Below are 22,922 nucleotides of genomic sequence, written 5' to 3'. Positions count from 1 at the left end.
ATTCAAGACCCCACAAAGACACGTAGACACTCGGCGTGTCGATTAATAAGGAGCGACTCACTTGGATTTCGGTTACCCGCCGGGATAAACCGTGAGCTGAGACATACTCCACATCACATCGTCATCACAAAGAGACCGGAACGACCGGTTCACGCACTCACTCGCTGTAACGTCGATTGGGTGCGTACCGACATCTTCGCCCGGCTGGACCGGGAGCCGGAGCCGCCGAAGATAGAGATCCCGCGGATGAGCCGTACCCGCACGGCTCTCTTCGGCGGGACGCTGGCGTTCTATCTCGCCATCGTCGTTGCCGTGCTGGACTCGTCCTGGCTGGTGACCCTCGACTGGAAGGTCATGCTGTTCCGGCCCTATCAGCAGTGGCCGGGACTGCACGCGTTCCTCGACTACTTCGTGGTCCTCGGCCAGCGCGGCCCCACAGCGGTGATGATCGCCGCCTGGCTGGGCTGGCGCTCCTGGCGGCAGCACACGCTGCGCCCGCTGCTGGCCCTCGGCGCGGCTCTGCTGCTGCTCAACGTGACGGTCGGTGCGGTGAAGCTCGGCCTCGGCCGGCTCGGCCCGCACTACGCGACGCAGATCGGCTCGGCCGAGCTGTTCGCCGGCGGCGATATATTTCCCTCGGGCCACACCGCGAACGCCGTCGTGACCTGGGGAATCCTGGCCTATCTGGCCACCACCCCGCTGACCAGGCGCTATCTGTCGATCCTGTCGTCCGCGCTGTCCCTGGGCGTCGGCGCCACCACGGTCTACCTCGGTACGCACTGGCTCAGCGACGTGCTGCTCGGCTGGGCCGCCGGCATGCTGATCCTGCTCGCGCTGCCCTGGTGCGAGCCCACGATCGGCCGAGCCGAGCAGATCATCTTCGCCGTGCGCGACCAGTTGCGGGCGCGCGCGAGGGCTGCTTCACCCGCGCGGGTCCCGGCGGGCGGCCTCCAGCCGTCGCAGGTGCCGACGCTGCCGCCCACCGAGGACGACTCCCAGCGCGAGCCGATCGGCGCGGGTCACACCGGCCGCAACCCGGCGGGCCGCAGCCCGGCGCAGCTCGCCCAGCCGCGGCCGCACACGCTGCGCTCGGAGCGCTCACCGGGCACGCCGGCCGGCTCGCGCAGGCCGCCGCACTCGCGGCCCGTCACCGGCGGCTGACCTGCCCCGACGGGGGGCTAGCCCAGCCAGCAGCGGACCACAGTCTCGTCGTCCACCTCGAAGTTCAGCCGCCCGGCGACGTACTCCATCGTGATGATCGAGCCGGGCGGCAGGGACCGTACGGTGGTCCAGCCGCGCTCCCTCGCGCGCCGCTCGGCGCTCTCGGCTGTGAGGCCCACGTACGCCTCGGTGTCGTCGTCGGGACGGTCGGGTGATGTCGGTGTCGGTGCCATGCCATTCACCGTAGGCGTACGCGGACGGTGAAGGAAGCGTCCGCCATCCGGACAACCCGTTCCGGTCAGTGAGCGGTCACGCTTTCGTCACAGAATGACGACACGCTTCCGAAGCGAATGACGCGCGCTCACAGCGTGTTCACAAGATGCCCCGGATGAATTCAAAGCACCTGAAGATCACATAAATTCGCTGCCCCTGAATTCCACCCGCAGGTAACCGTCCGGTAAGCCGGCGGAATATCGGCCGCGGGCCGAATTCAGCGAAGAGACCGGGACAGCCGGTCCCTGAGGACCCTCACGTGCTCGGTCAGCTCGACCGGTTCGACCACCTCGAAGTCGACACCGAGCAGCGCCACGTGCAGGACCAGAACGTCGAGGCTCGCGGCCCCGGTGTGCAGCAGACAGCTCCGGTCGTCGACCGCCTCCAGGGTGCCCGAGGACGGTGACACGAGCCCCGCCGCCTCCTCGCGGGGCACCAGCAGCCGCAGCACCGCGGACGTGGCGTAGACGCGCGTGGAGACCCCGCGCGACACGTACGCGGCGAGATCGTCGGCCGGCGGGGTGCGCGGGGCGAAGCGTGGGCCGTGCGGCGGGGTGGGGGTGATCCGGTCCACCCGGAACGTCCGCCAGTCGGCGCGGTCGACGTCCCACGCGACGAGGTACCAGCGGCGCTCGGTGCACACCAGGCGGTGCGGCTCCACCCGGCGCTGCCCGACCGCCCCGTCGTGGTCCTGGTAGGCGAAGCGCAGCCCCTCGCTGTCCCGGCACGCGGTGGCCAGTTCGGTGAGGACGGCCGGGTCGACGGCGGAAGGGCCGGGGCTGCGCAGCATCGGGACGGTGAACGCGTTGAGCGCGGTGACCCTGCGGCGCAGCCGGTCGGGCAGCACCTGCTGGAGCTTGGCCAGGGCGCGTACGGAGCTTTCGCCGATGCCCTCGATGCCGTTGCCCGCCGCGGTACGCAGCCCGACGGCGACGGCGACCGCCTCGTCGTCGTCGAGGAGCAGCGGCGGCAGCTCGGCGCCGGCACCGAGCTGATAGCCGCCGCCGGTGCCGGGGCTGGCGTTGACCGGATAGCCGAGTTCCCGCAACCGCTCGACGTCGCGCCGGACGGTCCGGGGCGTGACGCCCAGCCGCTCGGCGAGATCGGCGCCCGACCAGTCGCGGTGGGCCTGGAGGAGGGAGAGGAGCCGGAGCAGCCGGGCGGAGGTGTCCAACATGCGGCTGAGTCTGCCAGGGGTTGCGGACGGGTTCGGTCCGCGGTTTCGCCGTCCGGCGCGGTTTCGGTTGCGGGTTTTGGTTGCGCCGCGTCCGGCTGGTGCCGGGGTCCGGGGCCTCCGGAGGGGGGTGTCCGGACTGCTCGATCGCTAGCGCTCCCACGCTTTACGTCCGGACACCCCCCTCCTCCGACCCCGGCCCCCTCCCCCCGGTGAGTCCCAGGCGCTAGGCCCCGAGCGGTGCGGGCTCCGACGGTGGGGCCACAGGAGTCGCCGTGGGGAGGGCGTCCAGACGTACGCTCAGGCCGTTGTCGTCCGTGTAGTACGGCGTTACCCGGCGTCCGTCCGTCGGGGGCGGCAGTCTTAGGGCGCTGCCTCGTCTGTTCCAGACGTCGTCGAGGATGCGCGCCAGCCGGACCGCGGGGCCGCCGGGTGTGGGGAGCAGCCACAGGTCCCACCATCGGGCGGCTTCGCCGGACTCGGCGGTCAGCGGCGCGTGCGGGAGCGTGAAGGCGAAGGTGCCGCCCTTGCCGGTGACCGGGGCGCGGTGGGTCTCCCCGGCGTCGCGCGGGCGCGCTTCGACCGCTGCTTCCCGGCCGAGTTCGGCGCCGTACAGCGCGCCCTCGACCGTGACCGTGCCCGGCGCGCAGCGGACCTCGGCGACCTCGGCGTGCGGCGACCTGACCCAGCTCCGTACGGCGAGGGTGCCGTCGGCTGTCACGTACGGGACGCGGGCGATCACCCGGCCCGCGCCGGGCGTCCGCCCCACGAGCGCCCGCGCGTCGCGTACACCGGGGCGTACGGGGCGCTCGCCGCGCGCCCCGGTGCGTACGTCCCAGTGGCCCTCGGGCAGTTCGACGGTGCTCGGCAGCACGGCGCGCAGCCGGCGTCCGCCCGCGCCCGTCAGGGGCAGCCGTACGTCGTCCGCCGGGTCGGCGGCGGGGCGCCTGCGGAGGACGAGTACGGCGTCGGGGCGGGCGGCGCCCAGCACGTCGAAGGTGATGCCGCCGGCCGAGTCGGCCACGCAGTCGGCGGCCCATTCCTCGCGCGCGGTCCGCCGCCCGGTCGATCTGGTCATACGGCTATAGATGCGAAAATCGCCGCACAGGTGCCCTCCGGCAGCAGAATTGTTCGATCTTGCGGTCCTGGCCCGTCCGATTCTGTTCGCCCTCGCGCGTGACCCCGGCCACGGCTCGCCCGTTGAACCTCGTACGAGCCGGGAAGAGCCCGGTTCACGCACCGATTTCGAGGAGCCACCCCGTGCCGCGCATGCTCGATGTCAGCGAGGACGTCCGCGCCGAGATCGGCGACGAAGAAGCCGACCGGTTGCTCACCGGCGAGAACTCCCCGGGCAGCTACGACTGCACGTCCTGCCGCACCCCCGGAGACTCCGAGCAGGAGCGGACCAGCACCGTCCTGTTCGTCGGCGAGGAGACGGCCGTCCTGGCCTTCGCCCACGCCACCTGCATCCCGTCCCAGGTCGTCCAGGTCGCCGAGGACCAGCTCCAGGGCGCGGTCAGGTCCATCACCGGCAACGAGCCGCAGGCGCCTGCCGGGGCCGAGCAGCAGGCCGTGCTGGGCGTCACCAGCGGGCTGGTGCTGATCGAGGGCGAGTTGCACCCCGCTCTTGTGGTGGAGCCGACGGCGCCGATCGCCCGCGCGGGATCCGGCGGCACGATGGACGAGTTCCTCCCGCTCCTGGTCGAGCAGGGCTTCCAGCCGGTCGCCGACCTCGGCGGCCGGCCCGGCGTGCTGCCCGGCTGGTCCGTGCTGCTCGCCATGGGCCAGCTCCACGCCGTTCTGCAGCCCGGCACGGGCGGCAGCGGCCAGGTCGCCTGGTGGCAGGCGCACCAGCCGCTCCAGGTCACCGAGGGCTGGCGGGCGGCTGCCAACAAGTCGCACCAGGTCCTGGTGTTCGCGGCGCCGGTCGGCTCGATCGGCCAGCAGCCCCGTGAGGACCTGCTGCGGGACGCCCTGGAGAAGGCGGCGGCCAACGGCCGGCTGGTGGCGGCCGCGATGCCGCTGGCGGGCACGTGACGGCGCGGGCGCGCCCCGTCGCGCACCCGTCACCACCCCGTTGACCGGCAATTTCCCGGTCATACCCGCATCCGACGGGGCACGGGGTCGTTGGCACATACGTGCACTCATACGACCCCTCCCGCCCGCAGTACCAGAGCCAGATCCCCTCGATGCGCCCCGCGCAGGACGTGGCGGACGGGTATTCGACGACCCCGATCTACGACGCGCTGTACTCCGAGTTCCTCCGGTCGTTCAGAGCGCTCCCCGGCGACAGGAGCGGTGAGGACAACCTCGGTTTCACGGCCTTCGGCGCCGGCCGCGGCAGACACGGCGACCGCGCGCACACGCCGTACCAGGGCTCCTGGCAGCGGGACTCCCGGCAGCCCGTCGCCCGCCACACCCCGGCGGCGCTGCCGCCCGCCCCGCGTCGCGAGGCGTGAGTCGGCGTACCAGCGCAGACGGGCGGGCCCGGCACGGATGATCCGTGCCGGGCCCGCCCGTCTGCCGCTACTTCTTACGGCCGCGCTTCTCGCGCACCCGCACCGAGATATGGATCGGGGTGCCCTCGAAGCCGAACTCCTCGCGCAGCCTGCGCTCGACGAACCGCCGGTAGCCGGCCTCGATGAAGCCCGAGGAGAACAGCACGAACCGCGGCGGCTTCGTACCCGCCTGCGTGCCGAACAGGATGCGCGGCTGCTTGCCGCCCCTGATCGGGTGCGGATGCCCGGCCACCAGCTCGCCGAGGAACGCGTTGAGCCGTCCCGTCGGCACCCGGGTCTCCCAGCCGGCCAGCGCCGTCTCGATCGCCGGTACCAGCTTCTCCATGTGCCGTCCGGTACGCGCCGACACGTTCACCCGGGGCGCCCAGGCGACCTGCGCCAGCTCCGTCTCGATCTCGCGCTCCAGGTAGTACCGCCGGTCCTCGTCCAGCGTGTCCCACTTGTTGTACGCGATGACCAGGGCGCGGCCCGCGTCCACGGCCATCGTGATGATGCGCTGGTCCTGGACGCTGATGGACTCGCTCGTGTCGATCAGGACGACGGCGACCTCCGCCTTCTCGACGGCGGCGGCGGTGCGCAGCGACGCGTAGTAGTCCGCGCCCTCCTGGAGGTGGACCCGGCGCCTGATGCCCGCCGTGTCGACGAATTTCCAGACGACGCCGCCCAGCTCGATCAGCTCGTCGACCGGGTCGCGGGTGGTGCCCGCCACCTCGTTGACGACGACCCTGTCCTCTTTGGCGACCCGGTTCAGCAGGGACGACTTGCCGACATTCGGCCGCCCGATGAGGGCGATACGGCGCGGGCCGCCGATGGCGGTGCCGAAGGTCTGCGCGGGGGCTTCCGGCAGCGCTTCGAGCACGGCGTCGAGCATGTCGCCCGTACCGCGGCCGTGCAGGGACGAGACGGGGTGCGGCTCGCCGAGGCCGAGCGACCACAGCGCCGTGGCGTCCGCCTCGCCGCTCTGCCCGTCGACCTTGTTGGCGCAGAGCACCACGGGCTTGCCTGCCTTGCGGAGCAGCCGGACCACGGCCTCGTCGGTGTCGGTGGCGCCGACGGTGGAGTCCACGACGAAGACGACCGCGTCGGCGGCCTCGATCGCGTACTCGGCCTGGGCGGCGACGGAGGCGTCGATACCGAGGACGTCCTGCTCCCAGCCGCCGGTGTCGACGACCTTGAAGCGGTGGCCCGCCCACTCGGCCTCGTAGGTGACCCGGTCCCTGGTCACGCCCGGCTTGTCCTCGACGACCGCCTCACGGCGGCCGATGATGCGGTTCACAAGGGTCGACTTGCCGACATTCGGCCGGCCGACGACGGCGAGCACGGGCAGCGGGCCGTGTCCGGCCTCGCCGATCGCGCCCTCCACGTCCTCGGGGTCGAAGCCCTCCTGCGCGGCGATCTCCATGAACTCCGCGTACTCGGCATCGCCAAGCTCTCCGTGCTCGTCGTCGGAGTCGATCTGGTCGTTCATGAAGTCTGTACCTCGTTCATCCATCGTGATCGGTGCGCCACCACATGTGGCGCACTACTCAAGTCCTGCCGGGCGCCCGGTAAGGCGCCTGGCGTCGTCCAGGTGGGCGGCCAGCCGCTGCTGGATGCCGACCGTGGCGTCGTCCAGCGCGGCGCGCGTACGCCTGCCGCTGCCGTCGCCCGCCACGAACGCGTCGCCGAAGACGATGTCCACGCGGCTGCGCAGCCGGGGCAGCGCCTTGACCAGCCGGCCGTGGCTCTCCGTGCTGCCCAGGACAGCCACCGGCACGATCGGCGCACCGGACCGTACTGCGAAGTATGCGAGACCGGACCGCAAAGAGGCGAAATTGCCCTCGCCCCTGGTGCCCTCGGGGAAGATCCCGAGCACCCCGCCGGCCGCCAGCAGGCCGAGCGCGTCGGTGATCGCCGTGCGGTCGGCGACCGCGCGGTCCACCTTGAGCTGCCCGATCGCGCGCAGGAACGGGTCGAGCGGCCCGACGAACGCTTCCTTCTTGATCAGGAAGTGCACGGGCCGGGGCGCCGTGCCCATCAGCATCGGGCCGTCGATGTTGTGCGAGTGGTTGACGGCCAGGATCACCGGGCCGCTCGCGGGGACCCGCCAGGCGCCCAGCACCCGGGGCCGCCACAGGCCGTTCATCAGGCCGACGCCTATGCCCCGTCCGACCGCCGCGCCTCTGCGGGACGGGGCGGCCCGCTCGGCGGTGCTCACCGGACCGCCCGCTTCTCCTCGACCAGGGTCACGATGCACTCGACGACCTGCTGAAGCGTGAGGTGGGTGGTGTCGACCTCGACCGCGTCGTCCGCCTTCGCGAGCGGGGAGGTCTTGCGGCTGGAGTCGGCGGCGTCCCGCTTTATGAGGGCTTCCCTGGTCGCCGCGACGTCGGCGGCGTCCTTGCCGCCCAGCTCGCCGCTGCGGCGGGCGGCGCGCGCCTCGGCCGACGCGGTGAGGAAGACCTTGACGTCCGCGTCGGGCAGGACCGTCGTACCGATGTCCCGGCCCTCGACCACGATGCCGTGCTCGGCCGAGGCGGCGACGGAGCGCTGCAGCCGCGTGATGACGGCCCGCACCTCGGGGACCGCGCTGACGGCGCTGACCTTCGACGTGACTTCCTGGGTGCGGATCGGGCCCGATGCGTCGGCCCCGTCCACGGTGATCGTCGGTCCTGCCGGGTCGGTGCCCGAGACGATGACGGGCTTGCCCGCCGCTGTCGCGACCGCCGCGGCGTCCCGTACGTCGATGCCGTTGCTGATCATCCACCAGGTCATCGCGCGGTACTGCGCGCCCGTGTCCAGGAAGCTCAGCCCGAGCTTGAGGGCCACCGCCTTGGAGGTGCTCGACTTGCCCGTGCCCGAGGGGCCGTCGATGGCGACGATCACGGCGGCAGGGGCGGTCCTGGCTGCGGTTGCGGCGGTTGCGGCGCTTTCCACGGGAGTGGACACCTTCCTGGTTCACGGCTGGGGTGCGGTGGGACGTGGCAACGGCCCCCGCACAAGGTTACCGAGTACTCAGGGCGCCGGTGCACGCGTCCTTCCGGGGGCCGGACGGCCCCCGGGTCACTGCCGGATGGACCAGCCGCGGTTGCGCAGGGCGGCGTTGAGGACGGGCGCGGCCGCCGGCTCGACCATGAGCTGGACGAGGCCCGCCTGCTGCCCGGTGGCGTGCTCGATCCGTACGTCCTCGATGTTGACCCCCGCGCTCCCGGCGTCGGCGAAGATCCGGGCCAGCTCGCCGGGGCTGTCGCTGATCAGGACGGCCACGATCTCGTACGTCTTCGGGGCGGCGCCGTGCTTGCCCGGCACCCGGACCCGGCCCGCGTTGCCCCGGCGCAGCACGTCCTCGATGCCCGCGGCGCCGCCGCGCCGCTTCTCCTCGTCCGACGACTGGAGGGCGCGCAGCGCCTCGACCGTCTCGCCGAGGTCGGTGGCGATCCCGGCCAGCACGTCGGCGACGGGGCCCGGGTTGGCGGTGAGGATGTCGATCCACATGGCGGGGTCGGACGCGGCGATCCTGGTGACGTCCCTGATGCCCTGCCCGCAGAGGCGCACGGCGGTCTCGTCGGCCTCTTCGAGCCGGGCGGCCACCATGGAGGAGATCAGTTGCGGGGTGTGCGAGACGAGGGCGACGGCCCGGTCGTGGGCGTCGGCGTCCATGACGACGGGCACGGCGCGGCAGAGCGCGACGAGTTCCAGGGCCTGGTTGAGCACCTCGGTGTCGGTGTCCCTGGCCGGGGTGAGCACCCAGGGGCGCCCCTCGAACAGGTCGGCGGTGGCGGCGAGCGGCCCTGACCGCTCCTTGCCGGACATCGGGTGCGTACCGATGTAGCTGGTCAGGTCCAGGCCGAGCGCCTCCAGCTCGCGGCGCGGGCCGCCCTTGACGCTGGCGACGTCGAGGTAGCCGCGGGCGGCCCCGCGCCGCATGGCGTCGGCGAGGGTCGTGGCGACATGCGCGGGCGGTACGGCGACGATCGCGAGGTCGACGGTGCCGGGCGCCGGCTCGTCCGTACCGGCACCGAGCGCGGCGGCCGTGCGGGCCCGGTCGGGGTCGTGGTCGGTGAGGTGCACGGCGACGCCGCGGCCGGCGAGGGCGAGCGCGGCCGATGTGCCGATCAGGCCCGTTCCGATGACGACGGCTGTTCTCACTGGGCGATGTCCTTGCGGAGGGCGGCGGCGGCGCCGAGGTAGACGTGCGCGATCTCCGCCTTGGTCCTGCCGGACTCGACGTGGGCGAGGATCCGCACGACGCGCGGCATGGCACCGGCGATGTCCAGCTCCTGCGCGCAGATCAGCGGCACGTCCACGATGCCGAGGCCGCGGGCCGCCGCGGCGGGGAAGTCGCTGTGCAGGTCGGGGGTGGCCGTGAACCAGATGCTGATCAGGTCGTCGGGCGTGAGGTCGTTGCGGTCGAGGATCGCGGACAGGAGCTGCTTGACCTGCTCGTCCATGTGCCCGCGCTCGTCCCGCTCCAACTGGACCGCGCCACGGACCGCTCGTACCGCCACGGTTCCTCCTTGTTCGTCCACGATGATCGCGTGCTCCGTTCAGCCTAGAGCGTGTCCGGCCGGGTAGCGTCGCGCCCATGACGCCTGAGGCCCTGGTCCGCGACCACACCGTCTACGCGTGTGTGACGGGCTCCCGCGCCTTCGGGCTCGCGACGGAGGGGTCGGACACGGACCGGCGCGGGGTCTTCCTCGCCCCTACCGCGCTGTTCTGGCGCTTCGAGAAGCCGCCGACGCACGTGGAGGGCCCGGCGGACGAGCAGTTCTCCTGGGAGCTGGAACGCTTCTGCGAACTCGCCCTGCGCGCCAACCCCAACGTCCTGGAGTGCCTGCACTCCCCGCTCGTGGAGCACGCGGACGCCACGGGCCGCGAACTGCTCGCCCTGCGCGACGCGTTCCTGTCGCTGCGGGCGCACGAGACGTTCCTGCGCTACGCGTTGGGCCAGCGCAGAAAGCTGGAGGCGGACGTACGGCAGCACGGCGCCCCGCGCTGGAAGCACGCCATGCACCTGCTCAGGCTGCTCGCCTCCTGCCGCGACCTGCTCCGCACGGGGGCACTCGTCATCGACGTGGGCGACCAGCGGGAGCCGCTGCTGGCGGTGAAGCGCGGCGAGGTCCGCTGGCCGGAGGTCGAACGCCGGATGAACGACCTGGCGGCGGAGGCGGAGGCGGCGCTCCCCGGCTCCCCCCTCCCACCGGAACCGGACCGCGCGCGAGTGGAGGCATTCCTGACCCGCACCCGCCGCGCCTCGGCGCTGTCGTCGCCGGATGTCCCTGACGGGAGCGCGGGGTAGCGCCGAGCCGGTCGGCTCAGGCGTCCCAGAGCGCGCCGAGGGTCAGCAGGTCGGGCCGGTACTCGATGCGGGTCGCCCACTGCTCGGGCCAGGCCGCCGCGCCCAGGTGGGCTCCCGCGAAAGCGCCCGCCAGGCAGGCGAGGGAGTCCGAGTCGCCCTTGGTGCAGGCCGCTCGGCGCAGGGCGGTCAGGGGGGACGTGGGGAAGAGCAGGAAGCAGTGCAGCGCCGTGGCCAGCGCTTCTTCGGCGATCCAGCCGTCGCCCGTCGTCAGGCACGGGTCGGTCTCGGGGGACGGGGTGCGCAGGGCCTGCTGGAGGCGGTCGAGGGCGGCGAGGCAGTCGTCCCAGCCCCGGGCGATGAACGCCTCGGGGGTCGGATCGTCGGCCAGGGTCCACAGGTCGCCGAGCCACCGGTGGTCGTAGCGGGTGCGGTTCTCGTACGCGTACGAGCGCAGCCGGCCGACGAGGCCGAGGGGTTCGGTGCCCTGTGCGAGGAGGTGGACGGCGCGGGCCGTGAGGTCGGAAGCGGCCAGCGCCGTGGGGTGGCCGTGGGTGAGGGCGGCCTGCAACTGCGCGGCGCCCGCGCGCTGTTCGTCGTCCAGGCCGGGTACGAGTCCGACGGGCGCCACCCGCATGTTGGCGCCGCAGCCCTTCGAGCCGAGCCGGCTCGCCCGCTGCCAGGGGCGGTCGTCCTCCAGCAGTCGGCAGGCGTCCAGGCAGGTGCGGCCAGGGGCGCGGTTGTTCTGCGGGTCGTGGTACCAGGCGACGAACTCAGCCCGCACGGGCGGTTCGAGGCTCGCCGGGTCGAGCGCGCGGGTGCGGTCGAGGGCGGTCACGATGCCCTTGCCGAGCGCGAGGGTCATCTGGGTGTCGTCGGTGACGAAGGCCGGGTCCGGCAGCGCCATGTCGCGCCAGGGGCCGGACTTGGCGAGGATCGACGGCACGTCGTTGAACTCGGTCGGGAAGCCCAGCGCGTCACCGAGCGCCAGCCCGATCAGGGCGCCGGTCGCCGGCCGCTTCGCGTACGTTTTCGCGGGAGTTGTGGTCATGGGGTGCGCCCTTCCGGTCGGAGCAGCGGTGGATGCAGCGTGGTGGCGGGGCCCTGCCGGTAGAGCGCGGCCGGTTTGCCCCGGCCGCCGGTCCTGCGCGGCGGTCCTTCGACGGGCTGTACGAAGCCGGGCGTGGCGAGCACCTTGCGGCGGAAGTTGGGCCGGTCGAGCACGACGCCCCAGACCGTCTCGTACACCTGCTGAAGCTCGCCGAGGGTGAACTCGGGCGGGCAGAACGACGTGGCGAGACAGGTGTATTCGAGCTTGGCGCCGACCCGCTCGTAGGCGTCGGCGAGGATCCGTTCGTGGTCGAAGGCGAGCGGCCCCGCCGCCGGTGCCCCGCCCGCGCCGAGCGCCGTCCAGTCGGCGCTCGCCGCGTCGCCGCCGCCGCGCGGCTCGGGCAGGTCGGGGACGAGCGCCGCGTACGCGACGGAGACGACCCGCATCCTCGGGTCGCGGTCGGGATCGCTGTAGGTGGCGAGCTGTTCGAGGTGGAGCGCGGTGGCGTTCTCCCGCGAAAGCCCGGTCTCCTCGGCGAGTTCACGCAGCGCGGCGTCCCCGGCGGACTCCCGGGGCAGCACGAACCCGCCGGGCAGCGCCCAGGCGCCCCGGTACGGCTCCTGGCCGCGCTCCACGAGCAGCACGTGCAACCGGCCCTCCCGGACGGTGAAGACGGCGAGGTCGACGGTGACGGCGAACGGTTCGAAGGCGGCCGGGTCGTAGCCCTCCGGCGCTCCGGGGCGCGCTGTCACCGGCGCTCCGGGAGGGGCGGCGCGAAGTCCCAGCCCCGGCCGAGCAGTTCGTCCACGGCTTCGACGGCTGCCGCGAGCCGCCGTGCGGGCGGGCCGCCGACCGTCAGGAACCGCCGTCCCGTTCGGGTCAGTTCGGCCCGGAACCGGCCGGTCATCCAGGGCCGCAGCTCCTCGCCGTCCCGGAGTCCGTCGTCCTCGAAGGGGACTCCGGTGTGGTCGGTGAGCAGCCACAACTGGTGCTCGACGCGGTCGGCGATCTCCTCGACGCGCGGGTTGCGGCCGCCCAGATACCGCTCGTGCCAGACGGTGGTCGCGAACGAGTCGGTGTCGCAGAAGAGCACCGGCGAGCCCGACCGCGCCGCCCGCTCCTCCAGTTCGTTCTGCCGCAGGGCGATCAGCGGGAAGTCGTCCGTACTGAACTCGACCTCCGACCAGTGCGCCGAGGGCCGGGCCCGGCGCAGCTCGGCCAGTTTCTCCTCGCTGAACTCCCGTCCGTACTCGGGCACATAGCCGGTCGACGCCCAGATCCCGCCGCGCCCCCGGTAGTGCTCGGCGAGAGCCAGGGCCAGGGTGGTGGTGCCGGTGGACTCGGCGCCGACGACCACGACCCGGCGGGTGAGCGCGGCGCGCACCGGTGGCGACAGGAACTCCCAGCAGCCCACCGGGTCCTTGCGCACCGCCGTGGCGGAGACGGGGTAGGCCGTACGCCCGGGGTCGACGCACTCCGACGCCGCGCCGAACCGGCGGCCCAGCTCGGTGCCGTACGCCTCGGAGGAGAAGACCGCGTCGACCCGCTCGGGCACGGCAGCGCGGAAGACCGCCATGTGCGCGTCCCAGATGTCGGGGTCGCCCAGGTCCATGGGTACGTCGTCGACCGCGCCCACGACCGTGACGTCCGGGTGGACCTCGCGCATCCAGCGCACCCGGTCGGCGAGCGGCACCGACTCGACGGACGAGGCGCAGACCAGCACGGTCAGCCGGGCGCAGCGCCCCTTCGCCGTGCGGACGAGGTGGTGGTGGCCGGCGTGCGGCGGATAGAACTTCCCCAGTACCAGGCCGTGCTGATGGCGCGTCAGGTCGCCCGCATCCGTCATGCCGTCACCGCCTCGGCCGCCGGCGCCTTCGCGCCGGCCAGATCACGGGACCAGCCGCGCAGCCCCACGACACACAGGGCGAGGAAGCCGACGTACAGCAGCGAGGTCAAGTACAGCCCCTTGTAGGCGTAGAGCGGTATGTAGACGAGGTCGGCGGCGATCCACAGCCACCACGACTCCAGCAGCTTCCGGCACTGGCCGTAGGTCGCCGCCAGGGACAGCGCCGTGGTCAGCGCGTCCCAGAACGGCACGGTCGAGTTGGTGAAGCGGCTGAGCAGGAACGTGAGTCCAAGTGTCCCCACCGCCCCCGCCGCGAGCAGCACGCCCCATTCGGTGCGGCTGCTGCGCCGCACCGGCAGGGACCGCGGGTCCGGGCCACCCCCGTGGGTCCAGATCCACCAGCCGTACACGGCGAGGGCGATGAAGACGACCTGCAGCCCGGCGTCGGCGTAGAGCCCCGCCGGGACGAACAGAAGAACGAAGAACAGGTTGTTGGCGATACCGACGGGCCAGTTGGCGAGGTGCTGGCGGGCGACCAGCCAGACGCAGAGCGCGCCGCTGCCGAACCCGAGAAACTCGGTCCAACTGACCGGTGTGTCCAGCACGGTGAACAGCGGCTGCTGCAACGGGTCGAGGATGTCAGCGAGACTCATGGCCCGCCTCCTTAATAGTCATGTTGACTATAAAGGCGAACGGGCCGCCCGCACAAGCAAAAACCCGCGGCCGTCGGGCCGCGGGTTCGCTCGGGGTGCTCGAAGTGCTCGGATTGCCTGGAGTGTTCGGAGTACCAGGCGCGGGCCTAGAGTCCGACCTCCTTCATCAGCATGCCGACCTCGGTGTTGGTGAGACGGCGCAGCCAGCCCGACTTCTGGTCGCCCAGCGGGATCGGGCCGAACGACGTCCGGACCAGCCGGTCGACCGGGAAACCGGCCTCGGCGAGCATGCGGCGGACGATGTGCTTGCGGCCCTCGTGCAGGGTGACCTCGACGAGGTAGTTCTTGCCGGTGTTCTCGACGACCCGGAAGTGGTCCGCCTTCGCGTAACCGTCCTCCAACTGGATGCCGTCCTTCAGCCGCTTGCCCAGGTCGCGCGGGAGGGGCCCCTGGATCGCCGCGAGGTAGATCTTCTTCACGCCGTACCGGGGGTGCGTGAGGCGGTGGGCCAGCTCGCCGTGGTTGGTGAGCAGGATGATGCCCTCGGTCTCCGTGTCGAGCCGCCCCACGTGGAACAGCCGGGTCTCCCGGTTGGTGACGTAGTCGCCGAGGCTCTGCCGGCCGTCGGGGTCCTCCATCGTGGAGACGACACCCGCGGGCTTGTTCAGCGCGAAGAAGAGGTGCGACTGGGTGGCGACGGTCAGCCCGTCGACCTTGATCTCGTCCTGGTCGGGGTCGACGCGCATGCCCTGTTCCAGCACGATCTCGCCGTTGACCTCGACACGGGACTGCTCGATCAGCTCCTCGCAGGCGCGCCGCGAGCCCATACCGGCCCGCGCGAGCACCTTCTGCAGCCGCTCGCCCTCGTCGTTCGGGTTGGTCTTCGGGGTCCTGATCTCCGGGGCGTCCGCGTACCTGTCGCGGTTGCGCTGCTCGATCTTCGCGTCCAGCTCACGGGGGCGTGACTGGCCCTGGCTGTCCCTGCGGGCCCTGGGCGCGCTCTGCGGCGACTTCGGGCCGCCCTTGGCACCGCCACGGGCAGCCGCGCCCCTGGCACCGCCGCCACGGCGCTCGTCGTCACCGTCGCGCGCGTCACGCGTGAACGCGGCCGAGCCGCCGGCCCGGCCGGTGCCACGCGGCGTGCCCTTCGCACCGGCGCCGCCGGTCGGACCCGAGCGGCCCACGTCGTAGCGGCGCTCCTCGGGGCGCGGGCGGGACGGGCGCTTCTGCTCGTCCTCGCGTCCGCTGCCCGACGTACGGGCGCCGGGGTTGCTGCCCCTGTTGCCCGCGCCGCCGCCCCGGTTGTCCCAGCCACCGCCGCCGGAAGCGCCACGGCCGCCGCCGGCCCCCCGGCCGCCCGCGCCGCCACGGCCGCCGCCGGCGCCCGCGCCGCGGTTGCCGCCGCCGGAGCCCCGGCCGCCGCTGCCGGCCCCCCGGTTGCCGCCGCCGCTACCGCCTCCGCCGTTCCTGTTGCCGCTTCCGCTGTTGCTGTTGCCGCTTCGCATCAAATTTCCGTCTTGTCGTCTGCGTAAGTTTCCGGGGTGTCCGGCGCGTCTGGGTCGAACGACGGAACCCCTTCCAAGGTCTCGGCCTCGATCGCCTCCGCCTCGGGGAGGAAGGGCGCGAGCTCCGGAAGCTCGTCAAGGCCGCGCAGGCCCATCCGCTCCAGAAAGTAGTTCGTCGTCCTGTACAGGATCGCACCTGTTTCGGGTTCCGCGCCCGCCTCCTCGACCAGCCCCCGCTGGAGGAGGGTGCGCATCACACCGTCGCAGTTCACTCCGCGCACCATCGAGACCCGGGAACGGCTGACCGGCTGCCGGTACGCGACGACGGCCAGCGTCTCCAGCGCCGCCTGGGTCAGCCTGGCGTGCTGGCCGTCCAGGACGAAGCCCTCGACCGCCTCCGCGTACGCGGGGCGCGAGTAGAACCGCCAGCCCCCGGCGACCAGCCGCAGCTCGAAACCGCGGCCCTGCACGGTGTACTCGTCCGCCAGCGCGCGCAGCGCGTCCGCCACGGCCCTGCGGGGCCGGTCGAGGACCTTGGCCAGGTGCTCCTCGCTCGCGGGCTCGTCCACGACCATGAGGACCGCCTCAAGGGCGGGCCGGAGGTCCAGCTCGGCGACGGTGCTCGCCGTGCCCGCCACGCCGCTGGCCGCCGTCCCCGCCGTACCGGAAGGGACCGCCGTACCGGACGGGGCCTGCTGCTGCTCGCTCACACCTTCTCCTCGCGCGTCTGGTCGGCCTCCGGTGCCGGTGCCGGTGCCGCCGGCCCGTCGGGTACGTCCGGTGGCCGGTCGAACTCGTCGGTCACCGTCGGCTCCACGTCGTCGTCCCCGCCCGTCCAGCGGACCATCAGCGAGCCCAGGGCCTCTTCCTGGTCCAGCGCCACCACCCGCTCGCGGTAGAGCTCCAGCAGGGCCAGGAAGCGCGCCACGACGGTGAGGGTGTCCGCCGCGTCCTCGGTGAGCGCCTCGAAGCTCACCTCGCCGCGCTCGCGCAGCCGGGCCACGACGATGCCCGCCTGTTCCTGCACGGAGACGAGCGGCGCGTGGATGTGGTCGACGTACACCTGCGGCCGGGGCTTGGGCTGCATCGCCTTCACCGCGAGCCGGGCGAAGCCCTCGGGGCCGATGCGGATCACGACTTCGGGCAGCAGCTCGGCGTACTGGGGCTCCAGGCCCACGGTACGCGGATACCGCCGGGCCTCGGTCTCCAGCCGGTCGCTGAAGATCTCCGCGATCTGCTTGTAGGCGCGGTACTGCAGCAGCCGCGCGAAGAGCAGGTCACGCGCTTCGAGCAGGGCCAGGTCGGCTTCGTCCTCCACCTCGGCGGCGGGCAGCAGCCGGGCGGCCTTGAGGTCGAGCAGGGTGGCGGCGACGACGAGGAACTCGGTGGTCTGGTCGAGGTCCCAGTCGGGGCCCATGGCGCGGATGTGGCCCATGAACTCGTCGGTGACCTTGGAGAGCGCCACTTCGGTCACATCGAGCTTGTGCTTCGAGATGAGCTGGAGCAGCAGGTCGAAGGGGCCTTCGAAGTTGACGAGCCGCACGGTGAACCGGCCGTCGTCGACGGGTTCGGGCTCGGTTTCGGGCTCGGTTTCGCCGGCGGGTACGGGTTCCGGTGCGGGAGCGGGCTCCGGTCCCAGTTCCGCCAGCACGACCGGTGCCGGCTCCGGTTCCGGTTCCGGTTCGGCCATCACAACCGGTTCCGGTTCCACGACCGCTTCCGCGACCGGCTCCGGCAGCACCGGCTCCGCCGGCGCCGGGTCCGTAACCGCCGGTGGCCGCGCGTCCGGCACGCCGGGGCCGCGGCCGAGCGAGCGGCGGGCGGGGCGGGCGGGGTCGTCGGTCGGCGGCATCGGGGTCCAGGTGCGTGGGCGGCGGGTCCGGCCCGCGCAGGCTATCTTCAGCGGCCGCGCAGGCGCCGTACGAGGATGCTCGCGTCGCCGCGCGATTCCAGATCCGCCAGCACGACGGCCACCGCTTCGCGGACGATCCGCCCGCGGTCGACGGCGAGGCCGTGCTCACCGCGCAGCACGAGCCGCGCGTGTTCCAGGTCCATCAGTTCCTCGGCCGAGACATAGACCGTGATCTTCTCGTCGTGCCGTTCCCGGCCGCTGGGGCGGCGGTTGGCACCGCGCCCCCTGCGGCGCTGGCCGCCCTGCTGCCCGCCCTGGGGCCCCTGCGGGCCGCCCGGCTGCGAAGGGCCGTTGCCCTGCTCCGGCGGGCGGCGCCCCTTCACGGACGACGCCGCCTGCTCCGCGTCCGACGTGCGGCTGCGCGGCGGCCCTGCGGGACCCGTTCCGGCGGTGGAGTGCTCCTCCGTCGACGTACCGGCCGAGGCCGCCGGCGAAGCCGGTCCCGCCCCTTCGCCCGACGGGTCGCTCTCCCCCGCGGGACCGGGCACCCGGGCCTCGCCGTTCGCGCTCCGGCGCCGGTCCGCGGGCGACGATGCCTGCAGAGCCGTGCCACCGGTCGTACGGAACAGTTCGTCGGCCCCGGGCAGACTCACTCGGCGTGACACCGGGCGAGCACCTCCCTGGCGAGCTGGCGGTACGCGGCGGCGCCGACGGAGTTCGACGCGTAGGTCGTGATCGGCTCACCTGCGACCGTGGTCTCGGGGAAGCGCACGGTCCGCCCGATCACCGTGTGGTAGACGTTCTCGTCGAACGCCTCGACCACGCGGGCGAGCACCTCGCGGCTGTGCACCGTGCGGGAGTCGTACATCGTGGCGAGGATGCCGTCGAGCTCCAGCTCGGGGTTGAGCCGCTCCTGGACCTTCTCGATGGTCTCCGTGAGCAGGGCCACACCGCGCAGCGCGAAGAACTCGCACTCCAGCGGCACGATCACCTTGTGCGCCGCTGTCAGCGCGTTCACGGTGAGCAGACCGAGCGAGGGCTGACAGTCGATCACGATGTAGTCGTAGTCCTGCATCAGCGGCTTCAACGCCCGCTGGAGCGTGGACTCGCGCGCCACTTCGCTCACCAACTGCACTTCGGCGGCCGAGAGGTCGATGTTGCTCGGCAGCAGATCCATGTTGGGAACAGCGGTCTTGAGGAGCACTTCGTCCGCCGCCATGCCCCGCTCCATGAGCAGGTTGTAGACGGTGAGGTCGAGCTCCATCGGGTTCACACCGAGTCCGACCGACAGGGCTCCCTGCGGGTCGAAGTCGACGAGCAGGACGCGCCGTCCGTACTCCGCGAGCGCGGCACCCAGATTGATGGTCGACGTGGTCTTGCCGACGCCGCCCTTCTGGTTGCACATCGCGATGATCTTCGCGGGGCCGTGATCGGTGAGCGGTCCTGGGATCGGGAAGTACGGCAGGGGACGCCCGGTCGGGCCGATCCGCTCGCGGCGCTGGCGGGCAGCGTCGGGCGCGAGGGTGGCCGCGTATTCGGGGTCGGGCTCGTACTCGGCGTCAGGGTCGTAGAAGTGACCCTCGGGCACTTCGTTGTAGTCGGCGAATGGGCTGGACTCTCGCCCGCCCTCGTTGCCGGCCATGGCGTTCACGTGTTGGCCGTCCATCATCTGGTGGGCTGTCGTCATGTGCGGGTGGGTCGAGAAGGTGCGGACTGCGACGGAGCCGACAGCGTCGAGCCCGGACGAAGGGCTCTGGCCCCTCGCAGGCATTCCTGGTTGACCACCCCCGGGAGTAAATGTCGACTCATTCACAAGTCGTCTTACCTCCTTGGACGTGACCAGGAAACTTATCGATAGGTCAGCGTGGCACCATGCCGACGATGGGCGACTCTATGGCGTGTCACCGGTCCGCAGCAACACAATCCGCCGGACCCGGCCCGATGTGTCGGCAACCGAACACCTCTCTGTCAAGGGCGCACGGGCCTCTCACCAAGGCATGGCGCACGGGTTTCCCGGGTGCGCGAATCGGTCGAAGTGTTACGTACGAGGCGAGTTGACCGACGGTCCGAATGTGTCCGGACAGACACCTGACCGGACCTCGCTGAGCAAGATCCGGCCGTTGGCGCGATGTTGACGAAGGCGTTGACGCGTCAGCCGAGAAGGGCGCTCAACTCCACGTTGTCCAGGCCGTGCGCCTCTGCCACCTCACGGTAAACCACCTGGCCGTCGTGGGTGTTGAGGCCCTTGGCGAGGGCCGGGTCGCGGCGCAGCGCCTCGACCCAGCCGCGGTTCGCCAGCTCCACGATGTAGGGCAGCGTCGCGTTGGTCAGCGCGTAGGTGGAGGTGTTGGGCACGGCGCCCGGCATGTTGGCCACGCAGTAGAAGACCGAGTCGTGCACCTGGAAGGTCGGTTCGGCGTGGGTCGTCGGGTGCGAATCCTCGAAGCAGCCACCCTGATCGATTGCAATGTCGACAAGTACACTCCCGGGCTTCATCTTGGCCACGAGCGCGTTGGTGACGAGCTTCGGCGCCTTCGCGCCGGGGATGAGCACGGCGCCGACGACGAGGTCCGCGCCGACCACCGCGCGCTCCAGTTCGTACGCGTTGGAGACGATGGTCTGGACCTTCGTGCCGAAGACCTTGTCGGCCTCGCGGAGCTTGTTGATGTCCTTGTCGAGCAAGGTCACGTGGAAGCCCATGCCCACGGCGATCTGGGTCGCGTTCCAGCCGGAGACACCGCCGCCGATGACGACGGCGCGGCCGGGCGCCGTGCCGGGGACCCCGCCGGGCAGGACGCCGCGGCCGCCGGCCGAGCGCATCAGGTGGTACGCGCCGACCTGCGGGGCGAGCCGGCCCGCGACCTCGGACATCGGGGCGAGCAGCGGCAGCGCGCGGTTCGCGGTCTCGACCGTCTCGTAGGCGATGGCGGTGGTGCCGGAGTCCAGCAGGGCGTCGGTGCAGGCGCGGGAGGCGGCGAGGTGCAGGTACGTGAAGAGCGTCTGGCCCTTGCGCAGCCGGTGGTACTCCTCGGGCACCGGCTCCTTGACCTTGAGCAGCAGGTCGGCGGCGGCCCAGACCTCGTCGGCCGTGGCCAGGACGCGGGCGCCGGCAGCGGTGAACTCGTCGTCGGTGATGGAGGATCCGGCGCCGGCGTCACGCTCGATGACGACCTGATGACCGTGGCGCACCAGCTCGTGCACACCGCCGGGGGTGATGGCCACCCGGAACTCGTTGTTCTTGACCTCGCGGGGGATGCCGACCAGCACGTGGATCACGGTCCTTGACTCAGGGGCTCAGGGGATTACCGGGGCAATTCCATACGTACCCGGGCAGCACGGGGCGCTCCGGGAGTCGCCACAGAAGCATGCGGCGGAGCCAGTCTAATGAAGGACTTCCAGGTGTCTAGCCTTGCAAAGCATTAATCTTTCCCGGAACCGCTGCGGATTTCGTAGGCGGATTCGTGTTCTGTCGGCGGTTCTGCCAGCAACCGGTCGGCTGCGGCGCGGTGCAGCCCGGCGGCCGTGGGGTCGCCGAGCCGCTCCAGGGTGTCCGCGAGCCGGAGCTGGAGCGCCGCCTGGAGCCGTACGTCACCGGCCTGGCGGGCGACAGCGGCGGCGTCCTCGCAGACGCGCAGCGACTCCTGGGGGCGGCCCCCGTGTTCGAGTACCCGGGCGGTCTCGCTCAACGCCCGCGCCAGGCCCGGCAGATCGCCGAGCCGACGGAAGCCGACAGCCGCCGCGCGCCAGTCGCGCAGGGCGTCCTCGTACTCGCCCGCGTAGGCGTGGACGGCGCCGAGCCGGCCGTACAGCCGCGCCTCGTCGGCGCGCTCGCCCCGCCCGATGCGCTGCGACAGCGCCCTGCCGTACCAGTCGGCGGCCCGCTGCCAGTCCTGGAGGTCCTGGTAGGCGCCGCCTACGGATTCCATCGCGCGGCCGGTCGCGTAGAGGTCGTTCGCGGCCCTTCCGGCGTCGAGCGCGGCGCGGTAGCGCACCAGCGCGTCGGCCGTGCGGCCGGTACGGGCGTCCAGATCGCCGATGTTCAGCAGGGCGGCGGCCTTCTCGCGGTGCAGCTCGCGCCGCTCGGCGACGTCCAGGACGAGGTGGTGCAGCCCGTACAGCTCGGGGGCGGCGGCCTCGGTGCCGCGATGGGTCGCCAGCGCCCGTACGAGCGCGGCGACGAGCCGGCGGGCCAGCGTGTCCAGTTCGCCGTCGGCGACGGCGACACGCGCGGCGGCCAGCAGCGCGGGCTGCCGGGTGCGGAGCCAGCCGGCCGCCACGGCGGCGCTGGGGAAGCGCAGCGCGCCGGGCAGCCCCGCGAGCTTCTTGCGCGCAGGGGAGCCCTCGGGGTCGGTGACGGCCCGGCACGACTGGAGCAGCCGTACGGTCCGCTCCAGCATCCGCGCGCGGGCCAACTGGATCTCGGCGGGCCTGTCCTGTTCGGCGACGCGCTCGCGCAGCAGCGGTACGAGGCAGCCGGGCACCTCGTACTGCACCCCGGCGCCCTGGAGGCCAGCCGCCCCGCCCTCGGCGGCCGGGCCGAGCAGCCCGAGGGCGACGAAGTCGTCCAGCGCCTTGGCGGCGGCCGGTACGGAGCAGCCGGCGAGCGCGGAGAGGGTGTGCGCGTCGGCGATGCCCGCAGGGGCGAGCGAGAGGAGCCGCAGCATCCGGGCCGTGGGCTGCGGCAGCGTCTCGTACACGAGCCGGAAGGCACGGGCGAGCGGCCGGTCGCCGGCGGGCCGCTCGGTGTCGAGCGGCAGCGCCCGCAGCCGCCCGGCGAGATCGGCGACGGAAGCGGTGGGCCGGGCGGCCAGCCACCCGCCGGCGAGCACCAGCGCGGCGGGCAGCCCGCCGCACTCCTCGGCCAGCGACTCGGCGGCCTGCGGATCGACGGTGATCCGCACGGCGCCCGCGAACCGGGCCAGCAGCTCGACGGCGGCCTTGGCGTCCAGGCCGCCGAGGGTGCAGGGGCGGACGTCGGGGATACCGGTGAGCGGGCCCTGGGAGACGGCGAGCACGAGGCACTCGGGGTTGTCGGGCACGAGCGGATCGACCTGCTCGGCGTCCACGGCGTCATCCAGGACGAGCAGCACCCGCCGCCCGGCGAGCGCGTCGCGCACCATCCCGGACAACTCGTCCCCACCGGCCCCGGGCGGCGCGTCCACGCCGAGCACGCCGAGGATCTCCCGAGCGGACCCCTCGGTACCCACAGCCTCCCCACCGGCCTCGGTGAGCCGCACCCGCACGACCCCGTCCGGATACCCGACGGCGAACCGCCGCGCGACTTCTTCGGCGAGAGCACTGCGCCCGGTCCCGCCGCGCCCGGCAATGAGCAGCACCCGCGCCCGAGGCTCCTTACGCCCGGAAATGGTATTGAGCCCGGCCCGCTCGGCGTCCCCGCGCAGGGCACGGAGTTCACGCTCACGCCCGAAGAACGCGACGGGGATGGCGGACGCAGGTTGGTCGCCGCGCGAGGCGGAGGCCCCGGACGGCTGCGGAGCTACGCGCGGCGCTTGGCACGCAGCCGACTCCGGGCCCGGCTCGGGCGCGCCGGACGGCTCCTGGCCCCCCGCCACCTGCGGGCCGCCAGGCGGCCCTTGTCGCAGCTCCGGAGCC

At 72.5% G+C, this 22,922-nt stretch carries 23 protein-coding genes; 4 read left to right on the top strand and 19 right to left on the bottom strand.

The features are described 5' to 3' along the window. The first annotated feature begins 180 nt into the window (after positions 1-180). Positions 181-1,161 (top strand): phosphatase PAP2 family protein, encoded by a 981-nt coding sequence (locus ACZ63I_RS32800; protein ID WP_469342985.1) that lies wholly within the window; start codon positions 181-183, stop codon positions 1,159-1,161. Between the two features lie 17 nt (positions 1,162-1,178). Here the strand turns inward: ACZ63I_RS32800 and ACZ63I_RS32795 are convergent, their stop codons facing one another. The 3 genes from ACZ63I_RS32795 to ACZ63I_RS32785 form a co-directional block, all read right to left on the bottom strand. After that, complete coding sequence (locus ACZ63I_RS32795) at positions 1,179-1,394, bottom strand: I78 family peptidase inhibitor (RefSeq protein ID WP_469342983.1); 216 nt, start codon at positions 1,392-1,394, stop codon at positions 1,179-1,181. Positions 1,395-1,651: 257 nt separating this feature from the next. Continuing rightward, positions 1,652-2,611, bottom strand: a complete 960-nt coding sequence (locus tag ACZ63I_RS32790) for a helix-turn-helix transcriptional regulator (protein WP_469342982.1) — start codon at positions 2,609-2,611, stop codon at positions 1,652-1,654. A gap of 223 nt (positions 2,612-2,834) precedes the next feature. Next, positions 2,835-3,686: a hypothetical protein gene (locus ACZ63I_RS32785; protein WP_469342981.1), complete on the bottom strand. Its 852-nt coding sequence runs from the start codon at positions 3,684-3,686 to the stop codon at positions 2,835-2,837. Positions 3,687-3,868: 182 nt separating this feature from the next. Between ACZ63I_RS32785 and ACZ63I_RS32780 the strand changes: the two genes are divergently transcribed. Both ACZ63I_RS32780 and ACZ63I_RS32775 read left to right on the top strand, forming a co-directional pair. After that, a complete protein-coding gene (locus ACZ63I_RS32780; RefSeq protein WP_469342979.1) occupies positions 3,869-4,645 on the top strand; it encodes a hypothetical protein in 777 nt (258 codons plus the stop codon). A gap of 101 nt (positions 4,646-4,746) precedes the next feature. Next, positions 4,747-5,067, top strand: a complete 321-nt coding sequence (locus tag ACZ63I_RS32775) for a hypothetical protein (protein WP_469342978.1) — start codon at positions 4,747-4,749, stop codon at positions 5,065-5,067. Positions 5,068-5,134: 67 nt separating this feature from the next. On the opposite strand, the gene der is transcribed toward ACZ63I_RS32775, so the two are convergent. From der to aroH, 5 genes are all read right to left on the bottom strand, one after another. After that, the gene (gene der, locus ACZ63I_RS32770) at positions 5,135-6,595 is read right to left on the bottom strand and encodes a ribosome biogenesis GTPase Der (RefSeq protein WP_469342976.1); all 1,461 of its coding nucleotides are present in this window, start codon (positions 6,593-6,595) and stop codon (positions 5,135-5,137) included. Between the two features lie 54 nt (positions 6,596-6,649). After that, on the bottom strand, positions 6,650-7,252 hold the full coding sequence (locus tag ACZ63I_RS32765) for a lysophospholipid acyltransferase family protein (RefSeq protein ID WP_469343132.1): 603 nt from the start codon (positions 7,250-7,252) through the stop codon (positions 6,650-6,652). Between the two features lie 68 nt (positions 7,253-7,320). Then, the gene (gene cmk, locus ACZ63I_RS32760) at positions 7,321-8,055 is read right to left on the bottom strand and encodes a (d)CMP kinase (RefSeq protein WP_469342975.1); all 735 of its coding nucleotides are present in this window, start codon (positions 8,053-8,055) and stop codon (positions 7,321-7,323) included. A gap of 114 nt (positions 8,056-8,169) precedes the next feature. Then, a complete protein-coding gene (locus ACZ63I_RS32755; RefSeq protein ID WP_469342974.1) occupies positions 8,170-9,255 on the bottom strand; it encodes a prephenate dehydrogenase in 1,086 nt (361 codons plus the stop codon). Beyond that, on the bottom strand, positions 9,252-9,614 hold the full coding sequence (aroH, locus tag ACZ63I_RS32750) for a chorismate mutase (RefSeq protein ID WP_469342973.1): 363 nt from the start codon (positions 9,612-9,614) through the stop codon (positions 9,252-9,254). The genes ACZ63I_RS32755 and aroH overlap by 4 nt, the downstream gene beginning before the upstream one ends. Before the next feature lie 77 nt (positions 9,615-9,691). On the opposite strand from aroH, the gene ACZ63I_RS32745 reads away from it, so the two are divergent. Then, positions 9,692-10,405, top strand: coding sequence for a nucleotidyltransferase domain-containing protein (locus ACZ63I_RS32745; protein ID WP_469342972.1), 714 nt, complete (start codon positions 9,692-9,694; stop codon positions 10,403-10,405). A gap of 16 nt (positions 10,406-10,421) precedes the next feature. On the opposite strand, the gene ACZ63I_RS32740 is transcribed toward ACZ63I_RS32745, so the two are convergent. From ACZ63I_RS32740 to ACZ63I_RS32690, 11 genes are all read right to left on the bottom strand, one after another. After that, positions 10,422-11,453 (bottom strand): ADP-ribosylglycohydrolase family protein, encoded by a 1,032-nt coding sequence (locus ACZ63I_RS32740; RefSeq protein WP_469342970.1) that lies wholly within the window; start codon positions 11,451-11,453, stop codon positions 10,422-10,424. Beyond that, positions 11,450-12,205, bottom strand: a complete 756-nt coding sequence (locus tag ACZ63I_RS32735) for an NUDIX hydrolase (protein WP_469342969.1) — start codon at positions 12,203-12,205, stop codon at positions 11,450-11,452. The genes ACZ63I_RS32740 and ACZ63I_RS32735 overlap by 4 nt, the downstream gene beginning before the upstream one ends. Further along, entirely contained in the window at positions 12,202-13,281 is a 1,080-nt protein-coding gene (locus ACZ63I_RS32730; protein ID WP_469343130.1) for an AAA family ATPase, read from the bottom strand. Before ACZ63I_RS32730 ends, ACZ63I_RS32735 begins: the two co-directional genes overlap by 4 nt. A gap of 14 nt (positions 13,282-13,295) precedes the next feature. Continuing rightward, complete coding sequence (pnuC, locus tag ACZ63I_RS32725; RefSeq protein ID WP_469342968.1) at positions 13,296-13,952, bottom strand: nicotinamide riboside transporter PnuC; 657 nt, start codon at positions 13,950-13,952, stop codon at positions 13,296-13,298. Between the two features lie 146 nt (positions 13,953-14,098). Continuing rightward, positions 14,099-15,457 carry a pseudouridine synthase gene (locus tag ACZ63I_RS32720; protein ID WP_469342967.1) on the bottom strand — a complete coding sequence of 453 codons (1,359 nt, stop codon included), beginning with the start codon at positions 15,455-15,457 and terminating at the stop codon, positions 14,099-14,101. Next, on the bottom strand, positions 15,457-16,095 hold the full coding sequence (gene scpB, locus ACZ63I_RS32715; protein WP_107070205.1) for an SMC-Scp complex subunit ScpB: 639 nt from the start codon (positions 16,093-16,095) through the stop codon (positions 15,457-15,459). The genes ACZ63I_RS32720 and scpB overlap by 1 nt, the downstream gene beginning before the upstream one ends. Positions 16,096-16,163: 68 nt before the next feature. Beyond that, positions 16,164-17,309, bottom strand: coding sequence for a segregation and condensation protein A (locus ACZ63I_RS32710; RefSeq protein WP_469342965.1), 1,146 nt, complete (start codon positions 17,307-17,309; stop codon positions 16,164-16,166). A gap of 47 nt (positions 17,310-17,356) precedes the next feature. Then, entirely contained in the window at positions 17,357-17,962 is a 606-nt protein-coding gene (locus ACZ63I_RS32705) for a hypothetical protein (protein ID WP_469342963.1), read from the bottom strand. Then, positions 17,959-19,080 (bottom strand): ParA family protein, encoded by a 1,122-nt coding sequence (locus ACZ63I_RS32700; RefSeq protein ID WP_041991155.1) that lies wholly within the window; start codon positions 19,078-19,080, stop codon positions 17,959-17,961. The genes ACZ63I_RS32705 and ACZ63I_RS32700 overlap by 4 nt, the downstream gene beginning before the upstream one ends. Before the next feature lie 380 nt (positions 19,081-19,460). Continuing rightward, a complete protein-coding gene (gene ald / locus ACZ63I_RS32695; RefSeq protein WP_469342961.1) occupies positions 19,461-20,576 on the bottom strand; it encodes an alanine dehydrogenase in 1,116 nt (371 codons plus the stop codon). Positions 20,577-20,728: 152 nt separating this feature from the next. Then, positions 20,729-22,753, bottom strand: a complete 2,025-nt coding sequence (locus ACZ63I_RS32690; RefSeq protein WP_469343128.1) for a hypothetical protein — start codon at positions 22,751-22,753, stop codon at positions 20,729-20,731. Between the last annotated feature and the right edge of the window lie 169 nt (positions 22,754-22,922).

This window comes from Streptomyces sp. NPDC087906, assembly GCF_055584925.1.
The sequence above is the reverse complement of the archived record's forward strand: the minus strand, read 5'-3'. Positions and strand labels throughout refer to the sequence as shown.

Excerpts from the sequence above, each read along its gene's own strand:
- ACZ63I_RS32795 (WP_469342983.1), bottom strand. The coding sequence starts at position 1,394 with ATGGCACCGACACCGACATCACCCGACCGTCCCGACGACGACACCGAG.
- ACZ63I_RS32790 (WP_469342982.1), bottom strand. The coding sequence starts at position 2,611 with ATGTTGGACACCTCCGCCCGGCTGCTCCGGCTCCTCTCCCTCCTCCAG.
- ACZ63I_RS32785 (WP_469342981.1), bottom strand. The coding sequence starts at position 3,686 with ATGACCAGATCGACCGGGCGGCGGACCGCGCGCGAGGAATGGGCCGCC.
- der (WP_469342976.1), bottom strand. The coding sequence starts at position 6,595 with ATGAACGACCAGATCGACTCCGACGACGAGCACGGAGAGCTTGGCGAT.
- ACZ63I_RS32765 (WP_469343132.1), bottom strand. The coding sequence starts at position 7,252 with ATGAACGGCCTGTGGCGGCCCCGGGTGCTGGGCGCCTGGCGGGTCCCC.
- ACZ63I_RS32745 (WP_469342972.1), top strand. The coding sequence starts at position 9,692 with ATGACGCCTGAGGCCCTGGTCCGCGACCACACCGTCTACGCGTGTGTG.
- ACZ63I_RS32740 (WP_469342970.1), bottom strand. The coding sequence starts at position 11,453 with ATGACCACAACTCCCGCGAAAACGTACGCGAAGCGGCCGGCGACCGGC.
- pnuC (WP_469342968.1), bottom strand. The coding sequence starts at position 13,952 with ATGAGTCTCGCTGACATCCTCGACCCGTTGCAGCAGCCGCTGTTCACC.
- ACZ63I_RS32720 (WP_469342967.1), bottom strand. The coding sequence starts at position 15,457 with ATGCGAAGCGGCAACAGCAACAGCGGAAGCGGCAACAGGAACGGCGGA.
- ACZ63I_RS32710 (WP_469342965.1), bottom strand. The coding sequence starts at position 17,309 with ATGCCGCCGACCGACGACCCCGCCCGCCCCGCCCGCCGCTCGCTCGGC.
- ACZ63I_RS32700 (WP_041991155.1), bottom strand. The coding sequence starts at position 19,080 with ATGCCTGCGAGGGGCCAGAGCCCTTCGTCCGGGCTCGACGCTGTCGGC.